This is a genomic window from Kribbella pittospori (assembly GCF_004331465.1).
Taxonomy (GTDB): domain Bacteria; phylum Actinomycetota; class Actinomycetes; order Propionibacteriales; family Kribbellaceae; genus Kribbella; species Kribbella pittospori.
This window is the reverse complement of the sequence record NZ_SJKB01000006.1, coordinates 490,727-508,947: the sequence shown is the minus strand read 5'-3', so window position 1 is coordinate 508,947 and position 18,221 is coordinate 490,727. Positions and strand designations below refer to the sequence as shown.

Annotated in this window: 18 protein-coding genes; 10 read left to right on the top strand and 8 right to left on the bottom strand. The window is 68.0% G+C overall.

What is annotated here, in order from left to right:
* The first annotated feature begins 25 nt into the window (after positions 1–25).
* Together E0H73_RS21915 and E0H73_RS21910 are read left to right on the top strand one after the other, a co-directional pair.
* On the top strand, positions 26–1,525 hold the full coding sequence (locus E0H73_RS21915; protein ID WP_202867493.1) for an MFS transporter: 1,500 nt from the start codon (positions 26–28) through the stop codon (positions 1,523–1,525).
* A 151-nt stretch (positions 1,526–1,676) separates the two neighbouring features.
* Positions 1,677–2,765 carry a hypothetical protein gene (locus E0H73_RS21910; protein ID WP_131359428.1) on the top strand — a complete coding sequence of 363 codons (1,089 nt, stop codon included), beginning with the start codon at positions 1,677–1,679 and terminating at the stop codon, positions 2,763–2,765.
* Here the strand turns inward: E0H73_RS21910 and E0H73_RS21905 are convergent.
* Positions 2,747–4,003 (bottom strand): MFS transporter, encoded by a 1,257-nt coding sequence (locus E0H73_RS21905; RefSeq protein WP_131359426.1) that lies wholly within the window; start codon positions 4,001–4,003, stop codon positions 2,747–2,749. The genes E0H73_RS21910 and E0H73_RS21905 overlap by 19 nt on opposite strands.
* Positions 4,004–4,173: 170 nt before the next feature.
* Here E0H73_RS21905 and E0H73_RS21900 point away from each other — a divergent pair, with 170 nt between their 5' ends.
* Genes E0H73_RS21900 through E0H73_RS21885 form a run of 4 tightly spaced genes read left to right on the top strand, consistent with a single transcriptional unit; the run spans position 4,174 to position 7,097 of the window.
* Complete coding sequence (locus tag E0H73_RS21900) at positions 4,174–5,154, top strand: ATP-binding cassette domain-containing protein (protein ID WP_131359424.1); 981 nt, start codon at positions 4,174–4,176, stop codon at positions 5,152–5,154.
* Positions 5,151–5,996 carry an ABC transporter permease gene (locus E0H73_RS21895; RefSeq protein ID WP_131359422.1) on the top strand — a complete coding sequence of 282 codons (846 nt, stop codon included), beginning with the start codon at positions 5,151–5,153 and terminating at the stop codon, positions 5,994–5,996. The genes E0H73_RS21900 and E0H73_RS21895 overlap by 4 nt, the downstream gene beginning before the upstream one ends.
* Before the next feature lie 57 nt (positions 5,997–6,053).
* Positions 6,054–6,647, top strand: coding sequence for a TetR/AcrR family transcriptional regulator (locus tag E0H73_RS21890; RefSeq protein WP_238164159.1), 594 nt, complete (start codon positions 6,054–6,056; stop codon positions 6,645–6,647).
* Between the two features lie 15 nt (positions 6,648–6,662).
* Complete coding sequence (locus E0H73_RS21885; protein ID WP_131359420.1) at positions 6,663–7,097, top strand: VOC family protein; 435 nt, start codon at positions 6,663–6,665, stop codon at positions 7,095–7,097.
* 64 nt (positions 7,098–7,161) lie between these two features.
* Here the strand turns inward: E0H73_RS21885 and greA are convergent, their stop codons facing one another.
* Positions 7,162–7,674, bottom strand: coding sequence for a transcription elongation factor GreA (gene greA, locus E0H73_RS21880; protein ID WP_131359418.1), 513 nt, complete (start codon positions 7,672–7,674; stop codon positions 7,162–7,164).
* 206 nt (positions 7,675–7,880) lie between these two features.
* Positions 7,881–8,549: a DUF4307 domain-containing protein gene (locus E0H73_RS47980; protein WP_131359416.1), complete on the bottom strand. Its 669-nt coding sequence runs from the start codon at positions 8,547–8,549 to the stop codon at positions 7,881–7,883.
* Between E0H73_RS47980 and mca the strand changes: the two genes are divergently transcribed.
* From mca to E0H73_RS21860, 3 genes are all read left to right on the top strand, one after another.
* On the top strand, positions 8,523–9,386 hold the full coding sequence (gene mca / locus E0H73_RS21870) for a mycothiol conjugate amidase Mca (protein WP_131359414.1): 864 nt from the start codon (positions 8,523–8,525) through the stop codon (positions 9,384–9,386). The genes E0H73_RS47980 and mca overlap by 27 nt on opposite strands.
* A gap of 32 nt (positions 9,387–9,418) precedes the next feature.
* Positions 9,419–9,706 (top strand): hypothetical protein, encoded by a 288-nt coding sequence (locus tag E0H73_RS21865; RefSeq protein ID WP_131359412.1) that lies wholly within the window; start codon positions 9,419–9,421, stop codon positions 9,704–9,706.
* A 114-nt stretch (positions 9,707–9,820) separates the two neighbouring features.
* Complete coding sequence (locus E0H73_RS21860) at positions 9,821–10,846, top strand: CopD family protein (protein ID WP_131359410.1); 1,026 nt, start codon at positions 9,821–9,823, stop codon at positions 10,844–10,846.
* On the opposite strand, the gene E0H73_RS21855 is transcribed toward E0H73_RS21860, so the two are convergent.
* From E0H73_RS21855 to E0H73_RS21835, 5 genes are all read right to left on the bottom strand, one after another.
* On the bottom strand, positions 10,832–11,368 hold the full coding sequence (locus E0H73_RS21855) for a nitroreductase family protein (protein ID WP_131359408.1): 537 nt from the start codon (positions 11,366–11,368) through the stop codon (positions 10,832–10,834). The two genes, E0H73_RS21860 and E0H73_RS21855, sit on opposite strands and share 15 nt — an antisense overlap.
* A gap of 82 nt (positions 11,369–11,450) precedes the next feature.
* Entirely contained in the window at positions 11,451–12,803 is a 1,353-nt protein-coding gene (locus E0H73_RS21850; protein ID WP_131359406.1) for a dipeptidase, read from the bottom strand.
* A 2-nt stretch (positions 12,804–12,805) separates the two neighbouring features.
* A complete protein-coding gene (locus tag E0H73_RS21845) occupies positions 12,806–13,252 on the bottom strand; it encodes a hypothetical protein (protein WP_131359404.1) in 447 nt (148 codons plus the stop codon).
* Entirely contained in the window at positions 13,249–14,712 is a 1,464-nt protein-coding gene (gadC, locus tag E0H73_RS21840; protein ID WP_238164156.1) for a glutamate/gamma-aminobutyrate antiporter GadC, read from the bottom strand. Before gadC ends, E0H73_RS21845 begins: the two co-directional genes overlap by 4 nt.
* A gap of 126 nt (positions 14,713–14,838) precedes the next feature.
* Complete coding sequence (locus E0H73_RS21835; protein ID WP_131359401.1) at positions 14,839–15,975, bottom strand: aminopeptidase P family protein; 1,137 nt, start codon at positions 15,973–15,975, stop codon at positions 14,839–14,841.
* A gap of 152 nt (positions 15,976–16,127) precedes the next feature.
* Between E0H73_RS21835 and E0H73_RS21830 the strand changes: the two genes are divergently transcribed.
* On the top strand, positions 16,128–18,116 hold the full coding sequence (locus E0H73_RS21830; protein WP_131359400.1) for a thioredoxin domain-containing protein: 1,989 nt from the start codon (positions 16,128–16,130) through the stop codon (positions 18,114–18,116).
* The last annotated feature ends 105 nt before the right edge of the window (positions 18,117–18,221 follow it).

Here is an 18,221-nt window from a genome sequence, read left to right as displayed (position 1 = left end):
CACACGCATGGAATAGTCTCCCCTCGTGACACAGACAACGCACACCACATCACCGGCCCGGATGACTTGGGACGCGCGCCTGTGGGGCGCCCTCCTGGTGGTCTGCGGCGTGATCTTCCTCGACGGCCTGGACGTGTCCATGGTCGGCATGTCCCTGCCGTCCATCGGCGCCGACCTGGGCGTCTCGCTCTCTTCCCTGCAGTGGGTCGTGACCGGCTATGTGCTCGGGTACGGCGGCCTGCTGCTGCTCGGCGGCCGGACTGCCGACCTGCTCGGCCGGCGCCGCGTCTTCCTGATCGCTCTGGCCGTGTTCGCCGTGGTCTCCATGCTGAGCTCGCTGGCCACGAACCCCGAACTGCTCATCGCCGCGCGGTTCGTCAAGGGCGTCGCCGCCGCGTTCACCGCGCCGGCCGCGCTCTCCATCATCACCACGACCTTCCACGAGGGCCCGGACCGTAACCGTGCCCTCAGCATCTTCACCACCTGCGCCGCCAGCGGCTTCTCGATGGGCCTGATCCTGGGTGGCGCACTGACCGAGGTCGGCTGGCGCTGGACCTTCCTGATGCCCGGCCCGGTCGCCCTGATCGTGCTGCTGTTCGCGATCAAGCTGATCCCGAACAGCCCGCGCGACAACGCCTCCGGCGGGTACGACGTCCCCGGCGCGGTCACCGTCACCGGCGGCATGCTTTCCCTGGTGTACGCCGTGGTCGGCGCCGAGCACGCCGGGTGGGTGTCGGTGCAGACCTTCGGGATGTTCGCGCTCGCGATCGTCCTGCTGGCCGGCTTCGTCGCGATCGAACTCCGGTCGAAGCACCCCCTGGTCCGGCTCGGCATCCTGCGCAACGCCTCACTCCGCCGGGCGAACCTGGCCATCCTGACCGTCTTCGGCGCGTACGTCGCCTTCCAGCTGATCGGCACCATGTACCTGCAGAACCTGCTCGGCTGGTCGTCGTTCCAGACCGCGCTGGCCTTCTTGCCCGCCGGTCTGCTGGTCGCGACCCTGTCGCCGAACGCGGGCAAGCTGGCCGACCGGCTCGGCACCGAGACGATGATCATCGCGTCGATGGCGCTGTTCGTCGTCGGGTACGCCCTGTCGCTGCGGATCGGCCCGGAGTCGGCGTACTTCTCGACCGTGTTCCCGACGATCCTGCTCCTCGGTCTCGGGTTCGCGATCGGGTTCCCGGCGCTGAACATCCAGGCCGTGTCCGGGGTCCCGGACCACGAGCAGGGGTTGGCGTCCGGACTGTTCAACACCTCCAACCAGGTCGGTGGCGCCGTGGTCCTCGCGATCGTGACCGCGGTGATCAGCAGCAAGTCGGACGGTGTGACCACTTCGGCCGGGATGTTGTCGGCGTACAAGCCGGGTCTGGCTGTGGTGACTGGGATCGCCGCGCTCGGACTGGTGGTGGCGCTGACCGGTCTGCGTGGTCTGCGCAGTCGGCGGGCCGCTGAGGAGGCGGAGGCTGCCGAGCTGGCCGCCGTACAGGACGAACTGGCCGCGGAGGAGATGACCCCGGCCGCGTGACAACAACCAGCCCTGTCCGGGCTGTGCGGTTATAGAGAGAACAGCAGGTGCGGGTCGCGGGCTACTCCCCGGGATCCGCACCGCTGTGTTCCGAGAGGATTCCGGGCGATCCCGGATTGGTTTCGACCCAACGGGATGCTGGACTGGGGGCATGAGCAACCAGAGCGATTACGACCGGCGGGTCAAGGACGTCCTCGACCGGGTCGCCAAGGGCCACCTCTCACCTGAGGAAGCCACCACCCTGATCGCCGCCATTCAGGCCCCGACGACCTCCGAGGCTGACGAGCCGGCGCCAACGCCTCCGGTTGACTCAGCCAAGGACGCGCCGTCCACGGAGTGGCCGGCGGCGGAGGACCTCCCGTCCACGTCGGTCTGGGCCGATGTGGTGGACGCTCCGGACGCCGCCGACGCGGCCGCACCGGAGGGCGCCGTGAATGGTGGCGAGGCCGCCGCGACGCCAGGCGGTCGGCATGCTGCCGCCGGAAACGGCGTGCAGGACAGCGTGGTCGACGAAGCTCCGGCCGAGAGCCCCGTGACTTCTGAGAACTCCGGTTCCGAGGAACTCGAAGAGGTTGAAGAGGTCGAGGAGGAGCACAGCAACGTTCCGATGCCGGCGGGCGTGCAGCGGGTGACGGTGCGGGCGATCGGACGCCGGGTGCGGTTGATCGGTGAGCCGGCCGTCAACGGGGTCGCGGTGGACGGGCCGCACGTGATCAAGCGGGACGGCGACACTCTCGCGATCAGCAGCGAAGGCGACATGGGCGTCTCGATCGACGGGTTCAGCATGCTGCGCAACCCGACCGACCTGAAGTCGCACGTGAACGGCCTCGCCAAGGAACTGTCCATCCGGGTCAACCCCGGCCTGCAGGTCGAGGTCGAGGTGACGGGTGGCAGCGTCCACGCCGAGCGCCTGCCCGGACTGAGCCGGGTCCGCGTCACCGCCGGTACGGCGAAGGTCTCGGATGTGGACGGCCCGATCGACCTGCTCGTCCAGGCCGGCTCCGCCAACCTGGACGCCCAGATCACCAAGGGCCGGTCCCGCGTCCGGGTCGAGTCGGGCACCGCGAACGTCGCGCTGCGCCGCGGCTCCGACGTCCGCGTCCACACCGAGGCCCAGCTTGGCCGCGTCACCTGGACCGGCGCGGTCTCCGGCCAGTCCAAGGACGTGGAGATCGGCCGCGGTCGCGCCGCCCTCGACGTCGAGGTACTCGTCGGCACGGCTCAGATCGCCTCCGACTGATCGGCAGACTGCGTGGCCGGGACGGTGCGCAAGGTGCGGAACGGCGAGAAGTAGAGGAACGCGTTGCCGGCCAGTGCCGCCAGACCGGCGATCCACAAGGTCGCGTGCAACCCGAACGCCGTACCGAGCGCACCGCCCAGCAGACTGCCGACCGGAGCGGCGCCCCAGCTGACGAAGCTCATGGTGGCGCTGACGCGGCCCTGCAGTTCTGGTGGGCAGACGCGCTGCCGGGTGCTCACCTGCAGGATGTAGCAGACGATGATGCAGAAGCCGGCGAGCAACATCGAGACGACGTACCAGCTGACCTGCCAGCCCGGTGCGGTCAGCGCCTGCAGGGTGAACGCGACGCCGATGCCCGTGGACGCGAGCAGCAGCGTGCGGGCGTCGCCGTACCTGTTGCTGATCTTCTCGGTGACGCCTGACGCGACGATCGCTCCGCCGAGGCCGATCATGCTCAGTACACCGATGGTGCCCGGCAGCAGGTGAACCTCGCGGACCAGGTAGACGATCATGATCGCGCCGGCGGCTGCCTGGAACAGCATCGTTGTCGCCGTGTTGAGTGCCATCGGCCGCAGCAGCGGGTGGCCGAAGACGTACCGCATCCCCTCCGCGATCTCTCGCTTCAGGCTCGGCCGGTCCGCTTTGGCCGGCGCTGCTTCCGGCGTACGGATCGAGCGGAGCCACAGTGCGGACCACAGGAAGCTCAGAGCGTCCACGCCGATAGTGACTGCCGCGCCGAGCCATTGCACGAGTACGCCGCCCGCGCCCGCGCCGATCACTGCGCCGATGGAGTGGTTGGCCGCCAGCTTGGCGTTGCCGGGCAGCAGTTGCTCAGGATCCAGCAGCCGAGGCGGGTAAGTGCTGTGCGCTACCTCGAACAGCACCGTGAGTACGCCGGTCAGCACGAGTACGACGTACAACTGCGTGAGACTCAGTACGCCGAACCAGGCGGCGACCGGGATCGTCGCGAAGAGCAGTGCCCGGCCCAGATCGGCGTACACGAGGACCGGGAGACATCGGATCCGGTCGACCCAGGCACCGGCGAACAGTCCGAGTAGTAGCCAGGCGGCCGTCTCGCAGGTCCTCAGAAGCGAGACCTGGAGCGTGGACGCGTCGAGGGTGAGAACGGCGAGCAGCGGGATCGCGATCATGCTCAGGCGGCTGCCGAGCTGACTGAGCAGATCAGCGATCCACAACCGGCGGAAATCGGGGTGTCTGAGGATGCTCCGGGAGGCCATGCCGCGACGCTAGGCCGAGACTTGAGTCCTGTCGACTCAACTATCAACAAAGTTGAGTCTGGTCGACTCAACCTGAGCCTGAAAATAGATCGGCAACAAAAGTGTCGAAAGTGTCGGAAGCGTCGGTCAGGATGGTGGCCTGCGTCACATCCAGAAGGGGGATCGACGGAATGGCTGCTGTCGAGGCGACCGGCCTCGTGAAGACATTCAGGACCAGGAAGGACCCCGTCAAGGCGCTCGACGGGATCGACCTCGAGATTCCGGAAGGCACGGTGCTCGGCCTGCTCGGGCCGAACGGAGCGGGCAAGACCACGGCGGTCCGCGTGCTGACCACACTGCTGAAGCCCGACCAGGGCACAGCCCGCGTGCTCGGCCATGACGTGGTCAAGGAGGCAGACCGCGTCCGCTCACTGGTCGGACTCTCCGGACAGTACGCCGCCGTCGACGAACTGCTGACCGGCCGGGAGAACCTGTGGATGTTCGGCCGGCTGTACCGGCTGAGCAGTCAGCAGGCGAAGCAGCGGGCCGACGAACTGCTCGAGATCTTCGACCTCACCGACGCCGCGGACCGGACGCTGAAGACGTACTCGGGTGGCATGCGCCGCCGGCTCGACCTGGCCGGTTCGCTGATCGCCCACCCGCGGGTGCTGTTCCTCGATGAGCCGACCACCGGGCTCGACCCGCGGAGCCGGCTCGACCTGTGGCAGATCATCCGCGACCGGGTCCGCGAGGGCGTCACGATCCTGCTCACGACGCAGTACCTGGAAGAGGCCGACGAGCTCGCGGACAGCATCGTGGTCGTCGACCACGGCTCGGTGATCGCCCGCGGTACGGCGGACGAGCTCAAGGCGAAGGTGGGCGGTGAGCGGATCGAGGTCGTCGTTCACGACCCGGCGGAGACCACACGGGCGCTCGAGTTGCTCATCGGCTCGCTCGACATCAGCGAGCCGGACTCCGCCACGAAGGACGAGCACACGCGCCGGATCACCGTGCCGGCGCCGGGTGGATCGAGCGCGCTGGTCGAGGTGATCCGGACCCTCGACGCGGGCGGCGTCAGGATCGCCGACATCGGGTTGCGGCGGCCGACCCTGGACGACGTGTTCCTCACCCTGACCGGGCATGAGGCCGAGCAGAAGGAGGAAGAGTCATGAGTGCGGCGGACATCGACGACCCGGGCAAGGTGAACCCGCTCGGGCGGGCGATCTCCGATGCCGGTGTCCTGGCGTGGCGAACGCTGAAGCGGATCCCGCGGACGCCGGACATGCTGATCTACGCGACGATCCAGCCGATCATGTTCGTGCTGCTGTTCGCGTACGTGTTCGGCAACGCGATCCCGATCCCCGGCTTCCCGGGTCCGCGGGCGTACCGGGAGTTCCTGATGGCCGGGATCTTCGCGCAGACGATGGCGTTCGCGGTCGCGTCGGCGAGTGTCGGGCTGGCCGACGACATGTCGAAGGGCCTGATCGACCGGTTCCGGTCGCTGCCGATGGCGCGGTCCGGCGTGATCGCCGGACGGGTCGTCGGGGACGTGGTGTTCAACGCGTTCGTGATGCTGGTGATGGTGATCTGCGGCTTCATCGTCGGCTGGCGCTGGCACCACGGTTTCGGCCAGGCGCTGGCGGCGTTCGGGATCCTGCTGTTGTTCGCGTTCGCGATGCTCTGGGTCGGTGCGCTCATCGGTCTGTCCGTCGGCAGCCCCGAGGTGGCGGCGTCGGCAGGACTGATCTGGCTGTTCCCGTTGACCTTCCTGTCCAACGCGTTCGTTCCGACGCCCAACCTGCCCAGCGGACTGCAACCGGTCGCCGAGTGGAACCCGATCTCCTCCATCGTTGCCGCCTGCCGTCACCTGTTCGGCAATCCGTCACCCTTCGCCAGCCCGGACGGATTCCCCGCGCAGCATCCGGTGTGGCTGTCCCTGATCTGGTGCGCCGCGATCATCGCTGTCTTCGCGCCGCTGGCCGTCCGGAAGTACCGCAGCGCCACCAGCCGCTGAGTCCTTGAGCTGTTGAGTCATTGACATGGCTTATACAGCGTGCAAATAATTCGAACTGTGTTAAAGGAACAGGGGAACTGGCGGGAGGCGCGGCGGGAGAACGCCCGCGCCTCGGTGCTCGCGGCCGCGTGGGAGCTGGTCCGCGAGCAAGGGCTGGCCGCGTTGTCCCTGCGCGAGCTGGCCCGCCGGGCCGGCGTCACCACGCCTACGCTCTACGCGTACTTCGAGTCCAAGAACGCGATTCTGGACGCGATGTTCGCGCAGGGCGCGCAGGCGTTCCTCGACCTGAAGGCCACGCTGCCGGTGACGGACCAGCCGGCCGAGGACCTGCTGACCGAGGCACGCGCCTTCGTCACGTTCTGCGTGTCCGACATTCCCCGGTACCAGCTGCTGTTCCAGCACTCGGTGCCCGGCTTCACGCCGTCGCCCGAGTCGTACGAGCTCGCCGTCGCCGCCCTGGAGAGGACCCGCGAGCTCCTCGCACGCAACGGCGTGCACGATCAACGTCAGCTCGACATCTGGACCGCGATCACCACCGGTCTGGTCGACCAGCAGGTCTCCAACGACCCTGGCGGCGACCGGTGGAGCGGCCTCGTCGACGACGTCACCCGGATGTTCCTGGCTCAGTACGCGAGCGGGGAATCCGTGTAATCCCGAGGGGGAATCATGTCCACTGTCACCCAGCCCAGACTGCATCACCTGGCCCTGACCGTGACCGACCTGGAGTCGAGCGTCCAGTGGTACGGCGAAGTGTTCGGCGTCCACCCGGTGATGGACGTACCGCACCAAGGCGGCGTCGGCCGCATCCTCGCCGACGCGGATCATCAGCCGATGATCGCCCTGCACCGCCACGACACCAACGACGGCGGCCTGTGCAAGGAGACGACGACCGGTCTCGACCACGCCGGCTTCGCGGTCGGCTCCCGCGACGACCTCACCCGGTGGCAGGACCACCTCGAGGCCCACGGCGTGGTCCGCGCGGACACCGCCGACAAGCCACTGACCCAGTCCCCGATCGCGGACGAGCCGTACGCCTCGGTCCTCGTCTTCCGCGACCAGGACAACATCCAGCTGGAGCTCTTCGCCCCAACCGTGCACTAGGCAGAAATGGCGAGCGCCCCGGTGGACTCCACCGGGGCGCTCGGGGCGAGGGGGTGTCTGGTGGTCAGCCGGTGAAGGGTTCGGCGGCGACGATCTCGACGGTGACGTCCTTGCCGTTCGGGGCCTCGTAGCTCGCTTTGTCGCCCTTCTTCTTGCCCAGGATCGCCGAGCCCAGCGGGGACTGCGGCGAGTAGACGTCGATGTCGACCGAGGCGTCCAGGGCGAGCAGTTCGCGGGAGCCGAGCAGGAACGTCTCGACGTCGTCGTCACCGGCGAACTTGATCGACACCTTCATGCCGGGCTCGACCTTGCCGCCGGCCTTCGGGGTCTCGCCGACCCGGGCACGGCGGAGCATGTCCTCGAGCTGACGGATCCGGGCCTCGATCTTGCCCTGCTCGTCCTTGGCGGCGTGGTACCCGCCGTTCTCCTTCAGGTCGCCCTCGTCGCGGGCGTCGCTGATGCGCTGCGTGATCTCGGCACGGGCGGGGCCCTTGAGGTGCTCGAGCTCCGACTTCAGCTGGTCGTAACCCTCCTGCGTCAGCCAGACAACGCTGTCCTCATCGATCCTCTGCGTCACGGGCTGCTCCTTGTGTCGGTGGGATGGGCAGGAAAAGCTGCTGGCCGCCGTCGTCGACGGCGACCAATCCACTGAGCGTAGCAAGATCCGGCGGAGAACCCCACAGTTCTGCGAGGCCTCAAACGCGGGGAAACCGTTTGCTTGGTGGTTCTTCCCACATCCCGGCGAACTGACCGGTAATCGGTTGCCGGACAACCGTCCGGAGGTCAGTGCGGCCGGTGCGAGTCCGCGGTCGTGCAGCCGATGAGTACCACCGAGGTTGCGGAGCGTTGCGTCGTCAGCGTCGCGGGCAGGGTTTGGTGCCTGGGCGAGTCGGCCGGGACGGTCAGCGTGAGTTCGCCGACGATGGAGAAGTCGGCCGCCTTGGCCTGCAGCCGGCAGTTCGCCTCCACGGACTTGGTCCGGTCCACCTGGATGGTCGCCTTCGCAGTGGTCGCCGACGTCACCTCGAACCGCAGCAACCGCGAAGTCACCTGCGGATTCGATCCGACGATCGCCGCCCACGCCAGCCACGCGAGCCCGGCCGCGGCCACCACAGCCACCACCCCAATGATCAACGGCCGCCGAGACCGCCGCCCCCGCCCATACCGCGCATCGAGGTCGGCTGTTGAACTCTCATTTCCTCCTCCATCCCCGCTCCCACCTGAGCTCGGCGCGGATGCGGCCGGCCCCGTCACTGCCTGGTTGCTGGCCGCTGCGGCCGAGGTGGTGTTATCCAGAGCCCCGTCATCCACCGCTTCGGTGGCGTCGGGTGGGGTGGAGTGGCTGGTTGGGGTGGGGTCCGTCAAGGGAAGTCCAGAGGGGGTCGGTCGTGGGTTTGGCCCGGGGTTGGAGGACCATTGTGTCTTGTGAGTGAAGATCTTCGGTTGTTGCATGTGCATGCGCACCCAGATGACGAGTCCAGCAAGGGGGCCGCTTCGACCGCCCGGTACGTGGCCGAGGGCGTCGAGGTCATGGTGGCCACGTGCACCGGTGGGGAACGGGGTTCGATCCTGAACCCGAAGATGGACCGGCCGGAGGTGCTGGCCAACATCACCGAGATCCGCCGCAAAGAGATGGACACGGCCCGCGAGATCCTCGGCATCGAGCAGACCTGGCTCGGCTGGGTGGACTCCGGGTTCCCCGAGGGTGACCCGCTGCCGCCCCTGCCGGAGGGCTGCTTCGGCGCGCTCAAGGTGGAGGACGCCGCGGCCCCGCTGGTGAAGCTGATCCGCGAGTTCCGTCCGCAGGTCGTCACGACGTACGACGAGAACGGCGGCTACCCGCACCCGGACCACGTGATGTGCCACCAGATCACGGTGGCCGCGTTCGAGGCGGCCGGGGACAAGGACGCGTACCCGGAACTCGGCGAGCCGTGGCAGCCGCTGAAGCTGTACTACCACCACACCTTCCACTACGAGCGGATGAAGGCGCTGCACGACGCGATGATCGAGCGCGGCCTGGAGTCGCCGTACGCCGATCGCCTGAAGGACTGGAAGCCGGACCCGGAGAACGAGCGCCGGATCACCACCCGGGTGGAGTGCGCGGAGTACTTCGAGGTCCGGGACAAGGCGCTGCTCGCGCACGCCACCCAGATCGACCCGGACGGCGGCTGGTTCACCGTGCCGCTGGAGGTGCACCAGGCGGCCTGGCCGACCGAGGACTTCGAGTTGGCGCGGAGCGTGGTCGAGTCCGAACTCCCCGAGGACGATCTGTTCGCGGGGCTGCGCTGACGGCGGGGCGCGGACAGTGAGAGACTGGTGGCGTGACAGTGATGACCTTCCTTCCGGCGGCCGAGATCGACCCGAACTCGGTGCGCCCCGGCTGGGTCGCGCTGCTGATCGTGCTCGCTCTCGGTGCCGCCACGGTGCTGCTGTGGCGCAGCATGGGCAAGCAGTTGAAGAAGATCGACTTCGACGGCGATGGTGCGGACGCCCCAGCACCGTCCGACGCCCCAGCGAGTACGGACAGCTCAGCGGCCCCGGGTGGCGATGCCGAGCCGACGGGTACGACGCCGACCCAGAGTGACGCCAAGGAACACACAACCCACTGATCGTGCGCCATCTCGTGCAACCGTTATCACGAGATGGTGTCGTGCGTGGGCTGCCCACTGATGTCGCCCCTATAGTGAGCGCGTGTTCAATCGTGCCGCTGCCGAGTTCGCTCTGTGACCGCGACCCGCGCCGCCCGGCACCGGATGCCCGGACGGCTGGTCGCGGGTGGTCTGACGGCCGTGATCGTCGCCTCGGTGGCGATGGTCATCGGTCTGTTCGCAGCCGGAAGTGAACCGCAGGACACGGGTGGCATCGGCGGACCGTCGGTGTTCGTCGGCTGGCTGCTTCCGCTGTTCCGGCTGATCTCGATCTTCGCGACCGTCGGCTGTGCGGGTGCGCTGCTGGCCGCGGTGGTGCTGCTGCGGATCGAGGGCGGTCCGCTCGGAGTGCAGGGCCGCCGGGCCGTGCGCGACGCCAGCAACGCGGCGATCATCTGGGCGGTCTGTGCGTTCGCCGGCGCGATCGTCACGGCGTCCATCCTGCTCGACACTCCCGTCAACCTGCTCCGCCTCCGGCTGGATGACGCCCTCGGCGTACCCGAGGTCAAGGCGCTGCTGATCACCGGCATCCTGGTCGTCGCGCTGGCGATCGGCATCCGCCGCGTCCAGACTTCGTCGGCCGCGAGTCTCGGCGTACTCGTTGCTATCGCGGCCCTTGTCCCGACCGCACTGACGGCGTACCCGCGGAACGAGTCGTACGTCGTCGTCGCCGGCGCGGCCCTTGTCGTCCACGTCATTGCCGCGACCACCTGGATCGGCGGACTGGCCGGCCTGGTCCGCTACGGACGGGCGAGCCGCACCGGCCTCCCGATCGTGCTCGAGCGGTTCAACGAGGTCGCGTCGATCTCGTCGATCGCCGTACTGCTGAGCGGCCTGCTCAGCGCCGCCGGGCGGCTGGCCGCGAAGGGCGGCGGCTGGGGTTCGATCCCCGACGCGCTCACCTCGGATGCGTACGGCGTTCTCCTGCTGGTGAAGATCGCCGCGTTCGTGATCCTGATCATCGCGGCCTGGCTGCACCGCCGCCGCGCGATCGGCGACTTGGTTGACGGCGGCAACCCGTTCTGGCGCATCGTCGGCACCGAACTCTTCGTCATGGCCCTCACCCTCGGCCTGTCCGTAGCCCTCTCACAGACCGCCTGACCACGGGGCGGTGCGCAGGTCGGACGTGGTACGGCGTTCGCGGGTCTGGGGGCGGTCTTCGGCGGCGCGGCCGATGGCGATCATCGAGACGATGTGCCAGCCGGCGCCGGGGGAGAGGTCCTCGGTCAGGGCGTCGAGGTTGAAGGCGCGGAACTGGCGGCAGGCGAGACCCATCGCGTGTGCCTGCAGGGTGAGGTGGGCCACTGACTGGCCCAGGTCGTAGTCCGCGAAATCGGAGTATGCCCAGTCCGTGTCCTCGACGAACCGGTGCGCCATCGTCACGACGAGAAGGCCCGCACTCGGAGCCCATCGGGCCGAACTGGCGGCGAGGTGGCGCACGATCCGCTTGTGCTCCGGCTCATCGCGCCGCGCGGTGAAGTAGGCCCACGGCTGTGAGTTGCCGGCCGAAGGCGCCCAGCGGGCAGCTTCCAGCAGCAGGTCCACATCGTCTTCCGTGACGGCCGACTCAGAGTCGAACCTGAGCGGGCTGAACCGAGACGCGAGTAACGGATGAACGGCCATGCCAGATTCAAGTCCCGCCCGGCCCAGTGCATTCCGGCCCGCCGACGCGCACGTCTTCCGGTACGCGGCGTCGGCGGACGCTCTAGTTGGGACTGCTCGCGGCCGCGTAGCGCTGGAAGAACAGCGCCTCGGCCAGTGCCATGGTCGCGATCTCGGTCGGGTCGACACTCTCGTTCGGTGCGTGGATGAGTGCCATCGGTTCCTCCACGCCGATCAGGATGAGCTCGGCCTGCGGGTAGACGTCGGCGAACACGTTGCACAGTGGGATCGACCCACCCTGCCCCAGCGAGGTCATCGGCGTGTCGTACGCCTCGTCCATCGCCGACCGGATGGCCTCGTACGCCGGCCCGTCCACCTCGGCCTTGAAGGGCGCTCCGGTCGCCTCGATCTCGGTGCTGACCCGGACACCCCACGGCGCTGTCGCCTGGAGGTGCTCGATCAGCCTGGTGCCGGCTTCCTCCGGGTCCACACCAGGTGGGATGCGCAAGTTCAAGCGCGCCGCAGCCTTGGGCACGATGGCCGCGGCCGACCCGACGACGGGCGGACAGTCGATGCCCAGGATGGTCACCGCCGGGCGCGCCCACAGCATGTCCGAGACGGTGCCCTCCCCGGTCAGGGAGACGCCATCCACCACCATGGCGTCGTGCCGGAACTGGTCCGGCGGGTACGGCTCACCCGACCAGGTCTGGGTGTTGTCCAACCCCTTGATCGTCGTGTTGCCCTGGCCGTCGCGCAGGCTGGCCAGCATTGCGACGAGTGCCGCGAGTGCGTCCGGTGCGGGACCGCCGAACATGCCGGAGTGGACCTCCGACCCGAGCGCCTCGACAGTCACCACCACGTTCACCATTCCGCGCAGGCTCACCGTGGCGGCCGGGCGGCCGACCGCCGCATTGCCGGTGTCGCACACGAGAATCGTGTCCGCGCGGAGCAGGTCGGCATGGTCGGGCACGAACGCCTCGAGGCCGCCGGTCCCTTGCTCCTCCGATCCTTCGACCACGAGCTTCAGGTTCACCGGCATCTGCTCACCGAGCGCCCGGAGAGCGGCGAGGTGCATGATGATGTTGCCCTTGCAGTCGGCCGCCCCGCGGCCGAACCACCGACCGTCCACTTCGGTCAGTTCGAACGGCGGCGTACGCCAGGCAGCATCGTCGAGTGGCGGCTGGACGTCGTAGTGGGCGTACAGCAACACAGTGGGGGCGTCCGCATCCGGGCAAGGCCGCGACCCGACGACGGCGCGACTGCCGTCGGCGGTCTCGTGCAGTTCCACGTCGGAGAACCCCAACTCCCGGAACTTCTCGAGCACCCACTGCGCGGCGCGCTCGCATTCCTCGGCCGGGAACTGGCGAGGATCCGCCACGGACTTGATGGCGACCAGGTCGGCGAGTTCGTCGCGTGCCTGCGGCATCAATTCCGCGATCCGGCTTCGCAGGTCCATCGTCAGTCCCCCGCCACACCGCTCGTCTTGAGATCGTCGACGAAGTTCTGGAAGTCCTCCAGCTCGTCCGGACAGTAGATCTTGATGATCAGCAGCTGGCCGCGAAGGACCCGGCTGTCCGCGATCACGGGACGCATGCCCGGCCCCGTTGCGCCGTTGGACAGCAGCGCCAGCAGGGTGCCCCGGGTGAGGGCGCTGTTCGGATCGTTGCAGGTGGCGCCGCCGTCGTCGCCGAGAACGCGGACGACCTGATCGCGGGTGGGCGTTCGCGCACCGGCGGACTGGAGCGCCGCGATGAACTGGTCGGCCTTCTGCTCGGCCTGCTCGTTCGACCTCTTGGAGCTGAAGGCGATCAGCCCGATGATCATCAAGATCGCAACCACCACGGCAACGACGATGTAGATGGTCCTGCGCTCGCTGCCGGACTGTGTCTCTTCCTGGATGCTCATGATTCCGGCACCCCTTCGGGCTCCGGCTGCCGCCAGGAGGGCTTACGCAGCCTCAGGAACAGCCACGGGACCAGGAGGCCGAGGCCGAGCGCCCCGCCGCCCACGATCAGGAAGTACACGAACGAGTTGCCGGACTCGAACTGCGACGGTGGGATGAAGCCGACCAGCAGCGCGGCGAGCGAGGCAGCGAAGCCCACGCCGCACATGCCGACCAGCATCGGCGCGCGATAGCCACGGGGGTGATCGGGGAACTTGCGGCGCAGCTGGATCGCGGCCACGAACATCAGCAGGTACATGATCAGGTACACCTGCGTGGTGATCACCGAGAAGATCCAGTACGTGCTGGAGACATCGGGGATGAACGCGTACAGCAGCGCAATGACGGTGGTGACGAGGCCCTGGACGACGAGGATGTTCTGCTGCACACCGTTCTTGTTGAGTTTCTGCAGGTACGGCGGCAGGTAGCCTTCCTGACGGGAGATCAGCAGCAGACCCTTCGATGGGCCGGCCAGCCAGGTCAGCATCCCGCCCAGGGATGCCGTGACCAGCATGATCCCGACGATCGGTGTCAGCCACTGCGTGCCGAAGTTCGCGAAGACCGCGTCGAAGGCCTGCATGACACCGGCGGTGAGGGACAGCTCCTCGGCCGGGACGACCCAGCTGATCGCGAGTGCCGGCAGGATGAAGATCAAGAGCACCATGCCCATCGCGAGGAAGATCGCCTTCGGGAACTCCTTGGGCGGGTTCCGCAACGACCCCACATGAACCGCGTTCATCTCCATGCCGGAGTAGGACAGGAAGTTGTTGACGATCAGGACGAGGCTCGAGAGTCCGGCCCACACCGGGAAGATGTTGTCGGCCGTCATCGGCGCGGCGGACGGGTTGCCCTGGCCAAGGAAAACGATGCCGAGGGTGACCAGGACGACGCCGGGGATCAGGGTTCCGATGATCAGGCCGCCGCTGGCGAGGCCGGCCACGCCCTTGGTGCCGCGTGACGAGACCCAGACGCCGCTCCAATAGGTCACCATGATCACCAGGGCGGTCCAGACGCCACTGCTGGCCAGGTCGGGGTTGAAGACGTACGCGAGGGTGCTCGCGACGAACCCGAGCAGGCTCGGGTAGTAGAAGATCGTCATTGCGAACTGGCACCACACGGCCAGGAAGCCCAACGGTTTGGACAGTCCCTCCGAGACCCACTTGTAGATGCCGCCTGTCCACCCCGACGCCAGTTCTGCCGACACCAGAGAGGTGGGCAGCAGGAACACGATCGCGGGGAGCAGGTACAGGAAGACGCACGCCAGGCCGTAGACGGCCATCGTCGGTGCGGCCCGCAGGCTCGCGACCGAACTGGTGGTCATCATCGCCAGAGCGACCCAGGAGATCCACGCCCGCGCGGGAACCTTGGTCTTGGCGGCCTCGGCCACGACCGGTGGCTCGACAGGTACGTCGGCCGAACTCACGGCAACCACACCCGAGGTGACCGGCGGCAGGATCCTAGAGATCCACTAGTGCTTTGACGTTCCGACACCATCATCGCCCCCTTGGCAACGACGCAGCGCTGGTACTGGATTTGACATCAGAGATCTCTACTCGACGATCCGAATGGTGTGATCGGTGTTGTTGAACCGCTGTCCGGCCGACTCGGTGACCGTGACGATGTCCTCGATCCGGACTCCGAAGCGACCGGCCAGGTAGATGCCGGGCTCGATGGAGAAGCACATCCCGGGCTCGAGCGGCTGCTCTTCGCCCTCGACCATGTATGGCGGCTCGTGGGTGGTCACACCGATCCCGTGGCCGGTGCGATGGATGAACTGGTCGCCGTACCCGGCGTCTGTGATGACCGCGCGGGCAGCGCGGTCGATGTCCTGGCAGGGCACACCCGGACGGACGGCCTCGAACGCCGTTTGCTGTGCCGTGCGGACGATGTCGTGAACCTTCTGCACCTCGGCGCTCGGCTCCCCGACGACGACCGTTCGCGTGGTGTCGGAGCCGTAGCCGTGCATCAGGCCGCCGAAGTCGAGCACAACCGCGTCGCCGGCCTGGATCTCTCGCTCGCCGGCCTCGTGATGCGGGTTGGCGCCGTTCGGGCCGGATCCGACCACGGTGAAGTCGACCTGCTCGTGACCGAACTCCCGCAGCAGTCTGGCCAGATCGGCCGCGACTTCGGTTTCGCGCCGGCCCGCGAAGCGCAGTTTGACGATCTCCTCGTACGTCGCGTCCGCCGCCTGTCCTGCCAGCGCAAGACGCTGCAGTTCGCCGGCGTTCTTGACCGCACGCATCATCGGCATGCTGTCGCTCAACGACTGGAAGCTCGCGGCCGGCCGCGCCCGTTGCAGTCCGAGCAGGTGCATGGCCCAGGCCGAGTCCGAGATTCCGAACCGGCCGTCTGCTGTCAGCAGGCTTCCTGCCAACGGGTACGGGTCGGATCCATCAGCCCAATCGACCATGGTGACGGCACTCGCACCTTCGGCCGACTCGGCGTCGGGTCGCTCGAGCGTGGGGACCACCAGCGTCGGGTCGCGATCGATGCTCAGGACAAGCATCGTGAGCCGTTCGGTGATCGCAGTGGGCTGGTATCCGGTCAACCACACCAGATCCGGTCCGGGAGCGACGATGACGCCGGTGAGGCCGGCTCCGACGGCGTCCTCGACGACGCCGCTCATGCGTTCGATGTAGTCGTCCCGGACGAAGGGCACGGGTGTTCGGTGGATGTCCGTCGTCATCCCGGTGTCCTCCGAGCAGTCAGAGTAGGAACGGTCCTCCGAGCAGTCACAGTAGGAATACCGGGTCGCTACGCGAATCATCCAGCCTGGATGATTCCGCCCGTCTGCCGCCTCGGCGGCTCCGCCCAGCGCAGACCGCCTACGGTGGAGCAATGACGTCCGTGAACGAGCTCGGCCGAAGCACCAGTCCGTACCTGCGGCAGCATGCGGGGAATCCGGTGGCCTGGCGGGAGTGGTCAAAGGCCGCGTTCGCGGAGGCGCGGGAGCGCGACGTGCCGGTCTTCCTGTCGGTCGGGTACTCCGCTTGCCACTGGTGTCATGTGATGGCGCACGAGTCGTTCGAGGACGAGGCGACAGCGGCGTACCTGAACGAGCACTTCGTCAACATCAAGGTGGACCGTGAGGAACGGCCCGACGTGGACGCGATCTACATGTCGGCGACGGTAGCGATGGTCGGGCAGGGCGGCTGGCCGATGTCGGTGTTCCTGACCCCGGACGCCGAGCCGTTCTTCTGTGGCACGTACTTCCCGAAGGACGCTCGCGGCGGGATGGCGTCGTTCCGTCAGGTGCTCGAGTCGCTGGTCGACGCGTGGCAGACCAAGCGCGATCAGATCGACGACATCGGCCGACGGGTGGTCGGGCAGCTTGGCGCCCAGCAGCACGCGGCCGAGGGTGCGATCGACACCGCGACGCTGGACCATGCCGCCGAACTGCTGAAGACCGACTTCGATCCGGCCGACGCCGGCTTCGGCGGCGCGCCGAAGTTCCCGCCGTCGATGGTCCTCGACTTCCTGCTCCGCCACCATCGCCGCACCGGCTCGGCCGACGCGCTCGAGATGGTCGCGAAGACGTGCGAACGGATGGCCCGCGGCGGCATGTACGACCAGCTGGCCGGTGGGTTCGCGCGCTACTCGGTCGACCGGCAGTGGATCGTTCCGCACTTCGAGAAGATGCTCTACGACAACGCGCTGCTGCTCGACGTCTACACCCATTGGTGGGCGGTGAGCTCCGATCCGCTCGCTCGGCGGATCGCCGAGGAGACCGCCGACTTCCTCCTCACCGAGCTCCGGACCGAGGAGGGAGGCTTCGCCTCCGCACTCGACGCCGACACAGAAGGTGTGGAAGGCAAGTACTACGTCTGGACGCCGGAGCAGTTGCACGAGGCACTGACCGAGGACGACGCCCGCTGGGTCATCGAGCTCTGCGATGTCAGCGGCACCTTCGAGCATGGGTCTTCGGTCCTCCAGCTTCGCCAGGATCCCGACGACCCCGACCGCTGGCAGCGGATCCGGGCGATCTTGCGCGAGGCCCGCGCGCAGCGCACCTACCCCGGCCGCGACGACAAGGTAGTTGCCGCCTGGAACGGTCTCGCCATCACGGCGCTCACCAGAGCCGGCGTGATTCTGGACCGCCCCGAGTACGTCGAAGCCGCCAGCCAGGCGGCCAGAGTGGTCCGGGACGTGCACCTCGACGATGAGACCGGACGCCTCCACCGCACCTCTCGGGACGGCGTTGTCGGGACGGCCCACGGTGTCCTCGAGGACTACACGGCGTACGCGCAGGCATGTCTGGTGCTGTTCGGCGCCAGCGGCAACATCGAGTGGTACGACACCGCGCAACGCCTGCTGGACAGGACAATCGAGCAATTCGTTGCCAACGGCTCCTACTTCGACACGGCTGCCGACGCGGAGCAGCTGGTCTGGCGTCCGCAGGACCCGACCGACAACGCCAGCCCGGCCGGCGTGAGCCTGGCGGCCGAGGCGTTCACGACGATGGCCAGCATGACCGGATCGGTCCGGTACGAGACTGCGGCCGCTGAGGCTCTGAAGGCCTCGGCCACCATCGCCGCCCGCGCACCGCGGTTCGCCGGGCGGGCCTTGGCGGTGGCCGAGACGATCGCCGCCGGGCCGCTCGAGATCGCCATCGCCGGCCGCTCGCCCGAGCTGCTCCGGACCGCGTTCACGGACGCGCCGTGGGGTACGGCGATCGTCCAGGGCGACCCGGGTCTCGCCGTACCGCTGATGGAAGGTCGCACGTTGGTGCAGGACCAGCCCGCGGCGTACGTGTGTCAGAAATTCACCTGCCGGCTGCCCGTCGTGTTGCCGGAAGACCTTCGCCGCGAGTTCCGCCCGGTGAACTGACAACGACGGCAGTGCGGGTTTTCCCTGTCGTTTCCGAAGAATCCCTTGACTCCGGGCCCGCTGGGGACGAGAGTCCTCCCTCAGTCGGATGTAACAGAACTCGCA